Consider the following 13985-nt stretch of genomic DNA (forward strand, 5'->3'; position numbering starts at 1 on the left):
ACATCTCGCTTAACGTGCCTGGCCGGGAAGCTGTTTGACGTTGGGCTAACCCCGCGAACTCTGCCGGAGAAGACGATGGTGAACGCTGCACGATTGCACGGCCGAACGGCGCCGTGTGGCGTGGCTTGGAAGCGACGGACCGGTTCATCAACGCCCCGAATCGGCAGTGTGCTCACCGCGCTCGAGCCGTTCCAGGCGCTCCGTCAGGTCAAGTACCTGCTGCTCCAGCCGCTTCACAGCCTTGGCCATCGGGTCGGCGACGGCATCGGTAGCCGACTCGCGGATGAAACTCCCGCGGCCCTGATGGGAGTAGACGATGCCGTCCGCCCTGAGTTCCGTGATAGCCCGCTGCACCGTGCCGGCTGCAACCCCGTACTGATCAGCCAGTTCGCGGGTGCTAGGCAGCTTGTCATTGGCTTTCAGGCGGCCGAGCCGGATCTGGTCGCGCACGTCCTGAACGATGCGCTGGTACGGCTGAACTGCCTCGTTGCTCATGAGCGACATCGTAGGGCGACCCTCTCGACATAGCTAGCTTTCATAGCTTCACCAATGAACCGCTTGACACTCCCCGTACTGTATCAGCTAAGTTATGTATGCCAATGAGGTTGGCTGGCCGGCAAAGCCCCCACCTACCACTGGTCGGGATCACGCCGAGACCAACACCCCGCCGGGTCTTCGGACCCGGTTCCCCCACCCGGAACTGCCCCAGCGGGCGGCGCCGGATGAGGGAGCCGGAACGTCGGTCCCCTACCAGCACCACCGCAGGAAGTCGTCCGCCCTTCGGGGTGGCCGGGGTCGAGAGCTCCATCAAACTCCCCCGGGCCTGACCGCACGACGACTGTGTGCACGTCGCAGCGCTGTGCGCTGTCTGTCCTGCGGGACGCCCGGCTTGCCGTGCGGCCCGGAGGGCGGAGAGAGCATCGCGACGCGCCCCCGCCACCCCGTTCGTGAGGAGTCCAGATGTCTGCTTCGACCCTTGAGCACACCGCCCGCTCCCGCAGGAGCCGGACCCGTTCCCGGAACATCAACGGCCGCCCGCCGCTCGTCGTCTCCACACTCAAGCCCCACCAGTACGACCTGCGCCCGGCCTGCGCCTCGCTGATCTGCCCCGACTGCAAGACGTGGGTGCCGATCACCGGCATCCAGGCCAAGAAGCACAAGCTGGTCCCACACGACACCGGACGTGCGGGGAAGGACGCGGCCGTCCGCTGCCAGGGAAGCAACCGCCTGGTCACCGTCGACGTCGCGTTCGAAAAGTGGCAGGAGCGCCTGGAGCACGGCGTTGCGGAGACCATCGGCCGCCGCCGGACCACCGTGCGGCGCAAGCCGAAGGTGCAGCCCGCCCCGGCCGTCAGCCAGATCGCCGCGCAGAAGCAGATGCCGACGGATGACGAGCCCGGCGATGGCCGCCCCCTGTGGCTGCTGCGCGAGATGCAGTGGGCGTCGACCGAGTCGGCGGTCCGCGACGCCGACACCCGCCGCGCGCAGCTGCCCGCCGGTGACGCGCCGCTGGGGGCGCCGCCGGTGCCGCTCAAGACGCTGCACCCCGAGCGCCGCGCGAGCTGACCCGCTCGGACGAACGACCACGGTCCCGGCCACCCCGCAGAGGGGGGCCGGGGCCGTGGCTGCTCGTACAAGCAGTCAGCTCCCCAAGTGGGGAGTGATCGCGACAGCCCTTGGGATTGCGGCCCGACGGGCTGTCCAGGACCTGACTCGGAGGACCTGATGCAGCACAGCATGACACGCACCGCGGCGCAGCCGCAGGCCGGGATCATCGACGAGATCGAGCGCGAAGACGACGCCAAGGGCTACGAGCCCGAGGACGCCGCCCGCGTCGACGTCGCCCTGGTACTCGTTCTCAACACCGCGCCGGCGGCGACCGTCTGGGAGGTGGCGGCGTGATCACCAGCCTCACCGACGCCGAACGCGAGGAACTGTCGCGGAAGAACGCGGAGCAGAACCGCCGGTCGGAGAACAACCGCCGCTGACCGCCCGCACGCCCAAGCAGCGCCGCCCCTGGCCCTGCCCGTCGTCCCCGTGCCTTCCCGGCCGGGGCCGGTGGAGAGCGTCGGGATGGCACCCCGCTCCGGCCGCACCGCTAACACGCCAACAGCCCCAGGGCTCTCGCACCTCTGGGGCTGTCTCGTACGCAACGGACCTTCTGGGAGGCCCTTATGAATCCCTCTTCCATCGTACGCGCCGCCTACGCCCCCTCCGCTGACCTGCCGGTCAACACCAACTGGCGTGAGGACGGCGCCTGCACGCGGGAGGACCCCGAGCTGTTCTTCCCCATCGGCAACACCGGTCCGGCGCTCTTGCAGATCGAGGAGGCCAAGTCGGTGTGCCGCACCTGTCTGGTGCTGGAGCGCTGTGCCTCCTGGGCGCTGGGGATGGGCGAGGCCCACGGCGTCTGGGGCGGGATGAGCGAGGACGACCGGCGCCGCATCAAGCGCCGCGCCGCCCGCAACCGCACCAAGGCTGCCTGATCCGTTCTGGCGGCTGCCTGATCCGCTCGCACCGACCGCTGCACCACGGCGGCCGGGACGGGCGGTGAAGGGGAGCTGGACAGCCCGGACCACAGTCGAGGGAGGCCACATGGCCACGACGATGACTCCGCTCCAGCCCGGCACGGAAGCCGCCGCCCAGGCCGCCGCTTTCGCGATCTTCGGCAGCGGCATCTCGCCGATCGGGCCGGAGGATTACAGCGGCAGCTGGCGCACCGCCCTCCACGTCATTGCGGAGGAGTGGGTGGGCGAGGGCCGCTTCGAGCAGCACGCCGCCCGCACCGCGACCGTGCTCAACGAGCTGCTCGCCACGCAGGAGCGGTACGGCGTCGGCTCGCCTGAGGCGCTCGCCGGCGGCAGCGCGCTCCAGCCGCTGATCGACCGGTGCCGCCACTTCGGCATCACCATCGCCGACCTCCGCCGGCACGGCGCGCGGTTCCCCGAGAGCTGATTTCGTTCCCGGCTGGCGGGAGCGGCAGGCAGTTTCGGGCCCGCCCGGCAGCGGTCCCCCCGCACCGGCTGCCCGCCCCTCGGGAGGCCTGCCTTTCCATGTGCCCGGAGCGGGTAGTGCCGGTGCCAGTTTCGTGATCAACCGTCCGCACCGGCCGCCGTTTCGGGAACGCACCCCTCGCGTTTCGGGAGCACCGGGCGCCGTTTCGACCCCGCCCTGAACGACCCCTTCCGGAGGCCCCCATGACGATCACCGACATGCCGCAGAGCGCGGCTCCCGACACCCCCGCTTCGCACCCGCCGGGCCACGCTTCGGGCGCACCCGAGAAGGTTTCGGGTACGCCCCGGGGCGTTTCGAGTCCGGACAAGCGGATGACGATCAAGCCCACCCACGACCGGCTGATGACCGCCCTGTCCCTCGTCGCCGGATTCGGCGGCACGCTGGTCGGTGTCATCGGCTTCGCGATGTCCTACAGCACCCTGGCCAAGGTCGCCCTGAACTGGGGGTTCAGTAAGGAACTGGCCCCCTGGTTCCCGGTCGGCGTCGACGCCAGCATCATCGCGTTCCTCGCCCTGGACCTGTACCTGATCCGCAAGGGCACCCCGTGGCCGCTCCTGCGGATGGCCGCGCACGCCATGACGGGCGCGACGATCTGGTTCAACGCCAGCTCACAGGGCCACATCGGCACCGACCCGGTGCAGGCCGCCAGCCACGGCGTCATGCCGATCCTGTTCGTGATCGGCGTCGAGGCCGCCCGCCGTCTGATCATCCAAAAGGCCAGGCTGGAGGAGGGAACGGTCACCGACCGGATCCCGCTGCACCGCTGGATCCTCTCCCCCATCGCAACCCCGCGGTTCTACCGCCGGATGCGGCTGCACAACGTCACCTCGTACCCGGAGATGATCCGGCGCCAGCAGGAGCTCATCGGCTACGAGCAGTGGCTCAAGCGTAAGTACGACGGCGACCTCGGTAAGGCCACCGAGGACGAACTGCTGCCGATGAAGATGGCCGCTCACGGCTACACCGTCGCGCAGGCCCTCGCGATGCCTGAGCAGCAGGAACGTGCTGCTGAGGCCCGAGCGGAGGAGGCGGAGCGCCGGCGCCTGGACGCGGAGACGCGCCGGGAACTCGCGCGCAAGAAGGCGGAAGCCGCCCGGCTGGAGGCGGAGGGTCAGCTCGAGGCCGTCCGCGCCCGGGTGGAGGGCGAGACCGGCCAGGCCCGCGCACACGCCCGAGCCCAGGTCAGCGCCGCTGAACGGGCCGCTGAGCTGGAGGAGGCCGCGCTGGAGACGGCCGTCATCGCCGAAGCCCGTGCCCGCGAGGCGGAGGCGGAGCGCAAAGAGGCCCAGGAGCGCGAGGCCAAGGCCGCCGCGGACGTCCGCGCGGCGGAGCTGGAGCGTCAGGCCGCGGAGAAGCGGAGGCTCGCGGCGGAGGCTGACCGGGTCGCCGCGGCGGAGGCTCAGGCCATCGAGACGGCCGAGATCGCGGAGGCCCGGCAGCGCGCTGCCGAAGCCGATCGGGTCGCCGCCGAAGCGGAGCGGGCCGCTGCCGAAACCCGCCGCCGCGCCGCCGAAGCCGACCGGCTCACGGCGGAGGAGAACGAGCGTAAGGCGACCGCCGACGCGAACACGCAGGCGGCTCGCAAGCGTGAGGCCGAAACCGAGTACGCCGCTGCCGAAAGGCGGCTCGCCGCTGCCGAAGTCGAGCGGCGCGCGGTCGAAATCGAGGACGCCGCGAAGCTGACGCCGCGCGAGCGGGCGGTCCGCAAGGTCGCGCGCATGGCGTTCGCGGCCGGCGCGGTGTTCGTCGGCCTGGACGCCGACGGGATCCACCGCGAGCTGTGCCGGGTCGTCACGATCGCCGATGTGCAGCGCGAGTTCGAGGTGTCGTCCACCGACACCGCCTCCAAGTACCGCCAGGAGGCTGTCGCGCTCATTGCCGACGGCTACCGACCCCAGCAGTGAACTGCACAAACGAGCCTTTCGACGGTTCCACCGGCCCCCTAGACGAAGTCAGCGCCTCGGGAGCGCGGTGAAGGCGCCGAAACGCCACGACAAAGCCTCCCAGATCACCCCCGCCCCCGCCCGGAGATGGAGAAACCGCAGCTCATGGATATCAACGCCCTGTTCACGGATGAGGGCCTGCGGGCCTTCACTGCCACCGTCCGCGACCAGCATGTTCGTGACGCCCAGCAGTACGGGCAGATCGCGGACATCGTGCGTCGGCGTCTGGAGCAGACGCCGATCGAGGGCGACCGCTGGATGTCCAAGAAGTTCCGCGCCTGGAAGGTGTCGCGGCAGCTCAAGGCCATGCAGAAGGCGTCCGGCGAGGCCGCGAGCAAGGCGGAGGCCCTGTACGCGACCTACAAGAGCGAGGTCCTGGAGCTCCCCCAGCGCAGGGCCGTGGCGGAGGCCCGGAAGCTGGAGCGCAAGCAGGGCAGGCAGGCCGCCCTGGGCGCCGCCGTCGCCAAGTCCCTGGACAAGACGGTGACCGCGCTCAACACCCCCACCGAGCAGGCCCCGGGCGTGGTTCCGCAGGCGAGGCCGGCGGAGTTCGTGACCCCGGACAACCCCTGGAACCAGTGGCCGATGGCGGCCGGCGGTGAGCGGCCGACCAGCACGATCAACGACTACTTCGCGAAGGGAGAAGGGAAGTGACGACGCCTCGGCAGGTGCAAAACCGCTCGAGGTTCTGGAACGCGCGGGTCGCGGAGGCTCAGAGCGACCAGGAGCGGGCCGGGGTCTGGTACGACGCGTGCCGGACCCTGGCCCGCCAGGCCGAACGCGACGGCAAGCCGAGTCTGTGGCCCGCGCTCACCAAGGCGCTGCACGACTTCTACAAGCACCACGGAGGGTGACGAAGTTCTTCTTCATCACCGCCTTCTCCTCGCCGTCCGGAGCGCCCCAAGGCGCGCGCGTGTCGTGCGCGCGCGAGAGTGCCCCAGGCGGTGACCGTCTGTCAACTCCGATAGGGAGACGTCATGGCCGACGACGACGGCCCGAACAACTTGATCCACTTCCCCCGCGTGGGTTACACCGCCCCGACCGACCCCCCTGCGGAACCCCCTCCTTCGGCCCCCGTGGATGTGCCGTTCGCCGCCCCCGCAGACGCCTCCCCGGCCACGCCCGAAGCGTTTGCACCCGCGACGCGAACCGACCCGATGGGTGTCATCGCGGCCCTGCCCGAGCCCGGTCTCGGGGCCCCGTTCGCCGCCGACTCGGAGCCCGCCGCAGCCCGCGCCGCGGCGCCCGCGACGGCGGGCACGATGGTCCCGGCGACCTTCCGTTCGGAGGCTGCGCAGCCCGCCGCGCCGCGCTTGGGATCGCTGTCCCTGGCGGCGATCCTCGCGGTGTCCCTGGCGGCCCTGCGTGGCATCCACTCCGCCGTCGCGGGGGGCCGGGCGAACCGGGAGCAGCGCGAAGCGGTCGCGAAGACCGCGAGCACGGCCAAGGACGGCGCCTTGGGGGGCGGTTCGAAGAAGCAGGTGCAGCCCAGCCACGAGTGGGGCCGCAAGATGCTCCAGCGCGGTCCTGGCGGTCTGGGAGGTCGCTCTGGCGGCTGGGGGCCGGGCAGGTCCGGGCGGGGCGGCAGCGGGCCGTACAGCGGTTCGGGAGGCCGGGGGCGCGGCGGGTCGACGACCAGGTCGTCCAGCGGTTCCGGCGGCGGCGGGCGCGGACGCGGCCCGGGCTCCGGCTCGGGCGGTGGCGGCCGCACCACCTCGCCGAACAAGAACAGCTCCGGGGTCACCCCGCTCAGGCGTACCTCGCAGGGCGGCGGCGTGAACCTCAAGAAGAACCGCGGCCCCGGATCGTCCGGCGGCTCGGGAGGCTCGGGAGGCTCCGGGGGTGGCAAGGGCCCGAACAACAGCGGCGGCGGCAGGAAGAATCGTGGCCCCGGCAGCGGAGGGTCCGGCTCTTCCGGCGGCGGTTCCACCACGAACCGCAGGCGCGGGCCCGGCAGTACCGGGTCCGGGGCTGGCGGTCCGGGCAAGAAGCGCGGACCGGGCTCCGGGACGGGGACCGGCAAGGGCACGGGGACCGGCCCCAAGAGCGGCACGAAGAAGTCGCCACGCGGCACAACCGGTCCGTCCGGGATCCTGAGCAAGAAGCCCGGCAGCACCACCTCCGGCACCGGCCCGAAGACGAAGTCGAAGGGCCCGGGCAAGACCGGCCCCGGTTCCTCCGGCCCGGCGCCGACCGGTAAAGGCGGCACGAAGAGCAAGGCGAAGTCCGGCAAGCGCGGCGGCACGGGCCCGGTCGGGACGCTGCCCAAGGCGCCGGGCGGCAAGTCCCGCAAGGGCAAGAAGATCAAGCTCACGCCGGGCATCGCGCACGGCACGTTCGCGGCGATGGACAAGTACGGCTGCCGCTGCGGCAAGTGCCGTCGCTTCAAGCGCGAGTACAACCGGAAGGTCATCGGCGCCATGAAGTCGGCGGCCCGCGGCCGTACGACGCTGGGCGAGGCGATCCACGAGACGGCGGAGAAGCGCCTCAAGCGCCGCCGCAAGCGGATCTCCCCGGTGATGACGAAGGTCAAGGTCAAGAAGCCGAAGAAGAAGACAGGCCCGAAGACCAAGCCCACCAAGCCCGCCGGTCCGGCCGCGAAGGCGCCGGCCCGCCGCACGCCCTGGTCCACGGCCAAGGCGCGGGCCCGCAAGCGCGCCCGGATGCGCACCACCACCGTCCCGGTTCCCGGGCCCCGCCCGGCACCGACGACCGGCACGACCACACCAGCCCCGCCATCGGGCCCTCCCGGCCCTCCGGCAGCTGCACCGGCACCGGCCGCTGCAGCCGCCGGACCCGCCACCGCCCCGGCCCCGCCGGGCGGCGGCACGGTGCCCGGCCCCGGCACCGGCACGCCGCGCCTGTCGCCGTTCGAGGCGATGGGCATGGCAACGGCGGTGTCCGCTCCGGCTGGTCCCATCACGGTCGAGCGGGCCGACTCCCCCGGGTCCGGCGGGGGTCTGCCCGCCGGCACCCCGAGCACGAAGGAGAACAGCGTGAGTGACGCCTGGCTGACGAAGTGGGGCAGCGGCAGCGTCGCGGACATGGATGCCCAGCACCAGACCGAGGTCACCCTCGACGACACGCTCGACGTCCTGGAGGAACTCACCGAGCAGTCGTTCAAGGCGCACGAGACCTGCCGCAAGCTCTCCGCGAAGGCGCGGCAGATCCGGCACCAGCTGGACGACCTCGCCGCCGACCTGCGCTCCACGCACAACGTCATCGGCCGCAAGACCGGCACCGCGATGGCCAAGCTCGCGGAGTCCATGGAGCTGCTGGCCCGCAAGGCCGACGAGATGTCCACCAAGTCCCTGGTGGCGGCAGAGCTCTCCGAGACGACGGAGAACGCGATGTTCGACGCCTACCGGCCCCTGCAGCAGGCCACCGAGGACGCGGGCCTGGTCGTGCCCGCCGCCCGCATCCACAACGAGAACTGAGAGGAGATCACGTGAGCGACAACCTCCCCGCCATCCCGGGCATGAACAACGGCGTCGCCAGCACCGGCGGCGCCAGCAGCGGCAACGGCTTCCTCGCCCTGGCCGGCCGGACCGCCCAGCTCGCAGCCGCCGCCCTCTTCCTCAAGGAGGGCATGCACCTGCTCCGCTCCCACATGCAGGCCAACGCCAACGCGGCCATGCGCCTGTCGGAGATGTGCGGCCAGGCCGAAGTCGAGCCCCAGTTCACCTCGATGATCGAGGACACCTCCGCCGCCCTCACCGCGGTCGCGGAGGCGTCCGGCGAGATGGTGAACGCCGCCGACGCCGTCGACACCGACGCCCGCGGCTTCAACCAGGCGCACGAGAGGGAGTACCGCCCCGGCTACGAAGCCTCCAACGGCTCCGGCGTGCGGCAGGCCAAGCCCGGCTTCTACCGGCGCACCGGCCGCCGCTGACCCACCCACCCCCGCAGCAGCAGGGGCCGGGCCCGCACACCGGGCCCGGCCCCTGCTGCCCTGTGCCCCTGAACGGAGGCTGTGTTGAGCACCATCGACCAGGCGGCGCCGGCCGCCGACACCACCAAGAGCGTCCCGGGCCACGTCATCTACCGGCGCGTCCTGGCCGAACGCACCTCCTACGCCCTCGCGGCGGCCGGGATGGCAATCGGCCCGCAGCTGGACGACAGCGTCTGGTCCTACCTCGCCGCCGGCGGGGTCGGCCTGGGCAGCCTCGCCTGGCTGTACGCGAAGACCAAGGACCCCGACCACGGCCTGGACCTGCTGACGCGGGCGCAGCGGGCGATCCCGTTCCTCACGGCCGCCGGCACCTATGCGGCGAACCTGATCACTCCCGGCTTCAACTGGTGGGAGGTCGTCGCCCCGGCCGCGTGGGCGTCCCTGATGGGCTGGATGGCGCCGCTCACCCGCAGCGCCGGTCTGGTCCTGGAGCTCACCGAGCACCAGGCGCAGCACGGTGCCGGTCCCGGTGAGCCGCTGACCTACACCGAGTTCCTCGCCGCGAAGTGGCAGCAGGCCACCGGCGACGGCACCCGGCTGGTGTCCATCCAGTCCTACCGCGCCGACCGGCCCGACTTCGAGGCCGTCGTCGTCGCCCAGGCCGGGAAGGCGGTGCCCACCTTCACCGAGGTGCAGCTGGCCGCCGCGTTCGACTTCCCGGTCGGCACGGTGAAGATCCGCCCGATCCAGGGCTCCGGGCCCGGCCGGATGCGGCTGGTCGCCCGCCCCACCACCGAGGACACCGAGGCCACCGCCGAAGGGCTGCGCGGCCTGTGGGAGACCGCGGTCGCCGCCCCAGGCAAGGCCGCCCCCGGCGTCGACCTGATCGACTGGCGGTCCGAACCGCACCGCATCGTGCTGCTGGTCGCCTCCCCGCCGGGCAAGGAGATCCACCTGCCGCACACGGCGATCTGCTCCGCCTTCGGCATCGACGACCCCTCCCGCCTCGTCATTGAAACGGATGGAATTCGTATGGGCGTCATCTCCGTCTACAAGACGAACCCGCTGATGAAGGTCCGCAAGGCCACCGTCGACGACCTGACGATGGACGAAAAGGGCCGCATCACCATCGGCGTCTGCCACGACGGCAAGCCCGCCCGGATGCGGCTGTGGGACCCCGGGCAGGGCGCGCTCCGCGGCATCACCGCCGGTGTCACCGGCGCGGGCAAGAGTGTGCTGCAGAACCTGATCCTCGCCGCGGAGAAGCGCTCCGGCGTCGTCTCCTGGGTCGGCGACGTCCAGGGCGGCATGAGCCTTCCTGAGGCGGAAGGCCACGTCGACTGGTTCGCCAAGGGCCCGGTGGAGACGCTCCTGATGCTCACGGCCGCGCACGCAGTCATGAAGTACCGCGAGCGGCTCTCCAACGAGATGGGCCGCGGCGACTTCGCCCTGAACCGGCCGTGGCCGCTCCTCAACATCACGCTGGACGAGATCAACCGGCTGCTGTCCCACCCGGACGAAGGGATGCGCAAGGCGACCGCCTACCTCATCGCCGACATCCAGAAGACCGGCCGCAAGGTTGGCATCGGCATCCGGCTCGCCGTGCAGTCCCTGCACCTGAAGGACCTCGGTGACGACGACGCGATCCGCCAGCAGGGCAAGGTCGGTGCGCTGTTCCTCATGCGCACCACCTCCTCCTCCACCAAGGAGATGGGTCTGGACGGCATCGCCCCGGCCGGTTTCCAGATGGAGAACATCCCTGCCCGGATCTACGAGAACGGGCAGATCGAGGCGCTGTTCTCCGGCAAGGACGACGAGGACGGCGAGTCCACCGCGGGCATGGCGTACATGTTCCTCGACGGCCGGGCGAAGTTCATGCGCACGTTCTTCGCGGAGAAGAAGGACGGGGTCTACCCCGACCTGATCGCCCTGTACGGCGAGGACCCGCCCACCGGGCTGACCGAGGGTGAGGCCAAGGCCGCGCAGGCCGGTGCCGCGATCTACGGCGTGCGGCACACCAACCCCTACGCCGACTGCGACACCCTCGCCCAGGCGTTCTCCGACGCCCCCGGCAGCAAGCCGACGGCCGGCACCCCGGCCCCGGAAACCGACGGCGACAGCGGCGAGGCACCCGCGTTCGAGGCGCCGTTCGGTATCCCGTTCGGCGACGGCGGCCCCGACCTCGGGGAGGAGCCCGGCCTCCAGGACCAGATCCTCGAACTGCTCGCCGACGGGCCCAAGAGCCTCAAGCAGCTGCGCGAGGCCCTGCCCGGCTTCCAGCCCTCCAGCGTCAGCAACGCCTGCACACAGCTCAAGGCGAAGGGCCTGGCCACGTCACTCAAGCGCGGCCACTGGCAACTCACCGACAGCTGACCCGCACCGCCCACCCGCCCACCACTCACACCGAAGGAACCGATACCCATGGTCCTGTCGATCTCCATGGTCCTGCTGCTCGGCATCGCCGCCTTCTTCCTCTGGAAGACCGGCTACCAGCGGATCGTCCCCGGCATCGTCGTCTGCCTGTTCGGCTTCTTCCTCGCCAGCACCGGCATCGCCCCCACGATCCACACCGCCGTCACCTCCGTCGCCGGATGGATCAGCTCCCTGCACTAACCCGCCCCAGCCCCTGCGCCCTCCCAGCCACCACGGCGGGAGGGCGCCCCGCGTCTGCCCTGAAACGGAGATCACCGTGGACTTCGACCGCATCACCCGCCCGCTGACCGACGACGAAGCCGCCGCCGAAGCCAAACGGATCATCGAAGAGAACTTCCGCCCCGAGCAGCCCGTACGGCACATCCCGACGTCGTTCCGCGACCACACCCCGCTGCCCGCATACGGCGACACCCCGCCCGTGCCGCAGCCGGACCGCCGGTTCGTGCCCGCCTGGGCGGCCGGGATCACCGTCGCGAGCATCGGCGTCGGCGCCGGCATCACCGGCATCGGCTGCGGCGCCTGGCTGGTCCTGAACGGCCTGGCCTCCGTCACGCTCTACGGCGTGCTGATGGCGACCCTGCCGTTCGCAGGCGTCGCCATGGTCGCCACCGCGATCGGCGGCGTGATCAGCAAGGTCCGCACCGCCGTCACCACGAACGTGTACGAGGGCCCCATCGTGCAGAACACGCAGATCAACAACACCAGCAATCAGCGCGGGATGTTCTCCCGCACCCGCAACGACGTCCGCTGAACTCCGGGCGCCCTGCCTCGTATCCGACACCCTGCCCGCAGGCCGGGGCTTCGGGTGCGGGACAGGCCGACCGGCCCCGCGGTCACTCGTAGTCGATCCAGATCCGGCCCTGGTCATCGACCTCGGCACCCCGGATCTGACCGTCGACGATCGCGCCGTTGACGACCACCTCGACGTCGTAGTCCACGTCGATCCACAGCACACCGTCGTCGTCCGTGAACGCGGGCCAGATCGTCCCGTCCGTGTCCACGACCTCTTCGAAGACGACTTCTTCCGGCTCATCGCGGGTGAACCACCCCATCGCAGCCGCCTCCCCACTCTCCAGGCTCCGTCGCTCACAGCTTGGCCCACTCGCACGCTCCGTGAACCCCGCATCGACAACAAGGAGTTGCCCCGTGCAGTCCCACGACAACACCCCCGTCAGCCGCCAGGAGCTCACCTACCTCCCCGTGCCGTTCCCGAAGACCCCGCCCAAGCCGGCGCGGCTCGCCTGGCTGCGCACCTGGTGGAAGGAAGCATGGGAGGAGGACGGCATCCTGCACGAGATGTGGGAGGACGTCCTCAGCGCCCCCCACGAAGGCGTTCGGCACATGGCCCCCTGGCTCCGCGCCGTCCTGATGGTGGCCGCAGGCTCCTTCGTCGTGCTGATGGCCAAGGCCGCCGGCGAAGTCGTCCTCCAGGCGCTCCACCAAATCCTCACCGCCGTGCCCAAGGTGCAGGTCGGTGTCGACACCTCCCACAGCGTGTTCGCCGTCGTCGACCAGCCGGTGCGCACGTACATTGCGCAGCACGCCGCCGGCCTGCCCGTCGCAGCCTCCACCGTCTACACGCTGTGGCTGCTCACCGGCATCGTCGCCCTGGTCCTCGGCTACCTCTCCAAGAACAACGGAGTGCGCGCGACATGGGCGGCACACGGCGCGGCCACCGCCTGGATGGTCTGGACGGCCACCCCGGACACCAGCCGCCCCGTCGCGGCCGCCCTCACCGTTCTCGCCTGGACGTTCCTGTCCGCGTTCGCGCTGCGCGGCCTGACCCTGCGCCGCCGCGTCGTCGCCGGCCGCCCGGCCAAGGTCACCGTCAAGCCCGAGATCCACGTCCCGGTGCAGCCTCCGGCCGCGCCCGCCGACCAGCACAACGGCTGCCCCTTCCGGGACTGACCTTCGGTCGCTCCGCCTGGTCCTCGCCCACCCGTTCACGGTGGGCGAGGACCGGACAGGCCGACCGACCCCCAGCACCACCTGCGTCGCCGACGGCGTTCGGCGGCGGGACGCACTGCTTCTTGCCCACCGACGCCTGGAGGTTCCGGTCGTGCTCATCCCCAGACCACGCCGCCGGATCGGCCGGCCCCGCCCCTTTCGCCCCGGCTCCCGCTACCCGCAGCAGCCCCGCCAGCTACCCGGTGCCTGGAGACCGTGATGGACCGCCCGGACGAAGACGACGTCGACCTGGTCGACGTAGACCTCTACGACGACGGCAGTTTCCCGGAGTTCGGCAACAACCAGGCCCCCGGCGCCGTGGCCGTGCGCGCCGCGGCACGCGGCAAGGGGCCCGTCCCGAAGGAAGGGCTCGCCACCCGCCGCCAGTTACGGGCGCTGGGCTTGAGCCCCGGCGGCCACGATCCCGTCGCCCGGCTCATCTGCCGGGGCGGGAACCGATGGGCGTGGCTGTACCGCGTTGACCTGGCGGTCCCCAAGCGGATACCCACACTCGCCCAGGAGATGGCCCTGGACCGGGCGATGGCGGCGAGGCAAACGTGCCCGGAGTGCCGGAGGCGGTACTACGCGTGCCTCCCGCTGCGCACCCAAGGCCGATGCGACGCCTGCGAAAAGGGCTTCGAGCCCAGCACCGACACCGTCATGATCCCGGCCCCGGACACGCACCGGCTCGCCGCCTGACCCGGCAGCGCATACAGCTCCGCCCCGGCGATGCAGGCCGGGGCGGGACCGCCGGG

16 protein-coding genes are annotated in these 13985 nt (G+C 71.3%); 14 read left to right on the forward strand and 2 right to left on the reverse strand.

Features of this window, described 5'->3' with window-relative positions:
* Positions 1-147: 147 nt before the first annotated feature.
* Entirely contained in the window at positions 148-495 is a 348-nt protein-coding gene (locus tag ACZ60X_RS33440; protein ID WP_469606603.1) for a GntR family transcriptional regulator, read from the reverse strand.
* Between the two features lie 465 nt (positions 496-960).
* On the opposite strand from ACZ60X_RS33440, the gene ACZ60X_RS33445 reads away from it, so the two are divergent.
* From ACZ60X_RS33445 to ACZ60X_RS33500, 12 genes are all read left to right on the forward strand, one after another.
* A complete protein-coding gene (locus tag ACZ60X_RS33445; RefSeq protein ID WP_469606605.1) occupies positions 961-1566 on the forward strand; it encodes a hypothetical protein in 606 nt (201 codons plus the stop codon).
* A gap of 171 nt (positions 1567-1737) precedes the next feature.
* Complete coding sequence (locus tag ACZ60X_RS33450; protein ID WP_469606608.1) at positions 1738-1902, forward strand: hypothetical protein; 165 nt, start codon at positions 1738-1740, stop codon at positions 1900-1902.
* Positions 1903-2174: 272 nt separating this feature from the next.
* Positions 2175-2486: a WhiB family transcriptional regulator gene (locus ACZ60X_RS33455; RefSeq protein WP_469606610.1), complete on the forward strand. Its 312-nt coding sequence runs from the start codon at positions 2175-2177 to the stop codon at positions 2484-2486.
* 109 nt (positions 2487-2595) lie between these two features.
* Entirely contained in the window at positions 2596-2955 is a 360-nt protein-coding gene (locus ACZ60X_RS33460; RefSeq protein WP_469606612.1) for a hypothetical protein, read from the forward strand.
* A 242-nt stretch (positions 2956-3197) separates the two neighbouring features.
* Positions 3198-4919: a DUF2637 domain-containing protein gene (locus tag ACZ60X_RS33465; protein WP_469606614.1), complete on the forward strand. Its 1722-nt coding sequence runs from the start codon at positions 3198-3200 to the stop codon at positions 4917-4919.
* A 144-nt stretch (positions 4920-5063) separates the two neighbouring features.
* The gene (locus ACZ60X_RS33470) at positions 5064-5612 is read left to right on the forward strand and encodes a hypothetical protein (RefSeq protein WP_469606617.1); all 549 of its coding nucleotides are present in this window, start codon (positions 5064-5066) and stop codon (positions 5610-5612) included.
* Positions 5609-5812, forward strand: a complete 204-nt coding sequence (locus ACZ60X_RS33475) for a hypothetical protein (RefSeq protein ID WP_469606619.1) — start codon at positions 5609-5611, stop codon at positions 5810-5812. The genes ACZ60X_RS33470 and ACZ60X_RS33475 overlap by 4 nt, the downstream gene beginning before the upstream one ends.
* Before the next feature lie 123 nt (positions 5813-5935).
* Complete coding sequence (locus ACZ60X_RS33480; protein ID WP_469606622.1) at positions 5936-8395, forward strand: hypothetical protein; 2460 nt, start codon at positions 5936-5938, stop codon at positions 8393-8395.
* 11 nt (positions 8396-8406) lie between these two features.
* Positions 8407-8850: a conjugal transfer protein TraB gene (locus tag ACZ60X_RS33485; protein ID WP_469606624.1), complete on the forward strand. Its 444-nt coding sequence runs from the start codon at positions 8407-8409 to the stop codon at positions 8848-8850.
* Positions 8851-8934: 84 nt separating this feature from the next.
* Positions 8935-11223, forward strand: coding sequence for a helix-turn-helix domain-containing protein (locus ACZ60X_RS33490; protein ID WP_469606626.1), 2289 nt, complete (start codon positions 8935-8937; stop codon positions 11221-11223).
* Between the two features lie 48 nt (positions 11224-11271).
* On the forward strand, positions 11272-11463 hold the full coding sequence (locus ACZ60X_RS33495; RefSeq protein ID WP_469606628.1) for a hypothetical protein: 192 nt from the start codon (positions 11272-11274) through the stop codon (positions 11461-11463).
* A gap of 76 nt (positions 11464-11539) precedes the next feature.
* Positions 11540-12034 carry a hypothetical protein gene (locus tag ACZ60X_RS33500; RefSeq protein ID WP_469606631.1) on the forward strand — a complete coding sequence of 165 codons (495 nt, stop codon included), beginning with the start codon at positions 11540-11542 and terminating at the stop codon, positions 12032-12034.
* Between the two features lie 82 nt (positions 12035-12116).
* Here ACZ60X_RS33500 and ACZ60X_RS33505 read toward each other — a convergent pair whose 3' ends face one another.
* Positions 12117-12335, reverse strand: coding sequence for a hypothetical protein (locus tag ACZ60X_RS33505; protein WP_469606633.1), 219 nt, complete (start codon positions 12333-12335; stop codon positions 12117-12119).
* Positions 12336-12429: 94 nt separating this feature from the next.
* On the opposite strand from ACZ60X_RS33505, the gene ACZ60X_RS33510 reads away from it, so the two are divergent.
* On the forward strand, positions 12430-13191 hold the full coding sequence (locus ACZ60X_RS33510; RefSeq protein WP_469606635.1) for a hypothetical protein: 762 nt from the start codon (positions 12430-12432) through the stop codon (positions 13189-13191).
* Positions 13192-13449: 258 nt separating this feature from the next.
* Complete coding sequence (locus ACZ60X_RS33515; protein WP_469606637.1) at positions 13450-13929, forward strand: RRQRL motif-containing zinc-binding protein; 480 nt, start codon at positions 13450-13452, stop codon at positions 13927-13929.
* Positions 13930-13985: the final 56 nt, after the last annotated feature.

It is taken from the genome of Streptomyces sp. NPDC104106 (assembly GCF_055584345.1).

Bases quoted from the DNA above. Each gene is read 5' to 3' on its own strand.
- ACZ60X_RS33505 (WP_469606633.1), bottom strand. From the start codon at position 12,335: ATGGGGTGGTTCACCCGCGATGAGCCGGAAGAAGTCGTCTTCGAAGAG.
- ACZ60X_RS33515 (WP_469606637.1), top strand. From the start codon at position 13,450: ATGGACCGCCCGGACGAAGACGACGTCGACCTGGTCGACGTAGACCTC.
- ACZ60X_RS33470 (WP_469606617.1), top strand. From the start codon at position 5,064: ATGGATATCAACGCCCTGTTCACGGATGAGGGCCTGCGGGCCTTCACT.
- ACZ60X_RS33445 (WP_469606605.1), top strand. From the start codon at position 961: ATGTCTGCTTCGACCCTTGAGCACACCGCCCGCTCCCGCAGGAGCCGG.
- ACZ60X_RS33460 (WP_469606612.1), top strand. From the start codon at position 2,596: ATGGCCACGACGATGACTCCGCTCCAGCCCGGCACGGAAGCCGCCGCC.
- ACZ60X_RS33480 (WP_469606622.1), top strand. From the start codon at position 5,936: ATGGCCGACGACGACGGCCCGAACAACTTGATCCACTTCCCCCGCGTG.
- ACZ60X_RS33450 (WP_469606608.1), top strand. From the start codon at position 1,738: ATGACACGCACCGCGGCGCAGCCGCAGGCCGGGATCATCGACGAGATC.
- ACZ60X_RS33495 (WP_469606628.1), top strand. From the start codon at position 11,272: ATGGTCCTGTCGATCTCCATGGTCCTGCTGCTCGGCATCGCCGCCTTC.
- ACZ60X_RS33440 (WP_469606603.1), bottom strand. From the start codon at position 495: ATGAGCAACGAGGCAGTTCAGCCGTACCAGCGCATCGTTCAGGACGTG.
- ACZ60X_RS33465 (WP_469606614.1), top strand. From the start codon at position 3,198: ATGACGATCACCGACATGCCGCAGAGCGCGGCTCCCGACACCCCCGCT.
- ACZ60X_RS33455 (WP_469606610.1), top strand. From the start codon at position 2,175: ATGAATCCCTCTTCCATCGTACGCGCCGCCTACGCCCCCTCCGCTGAC.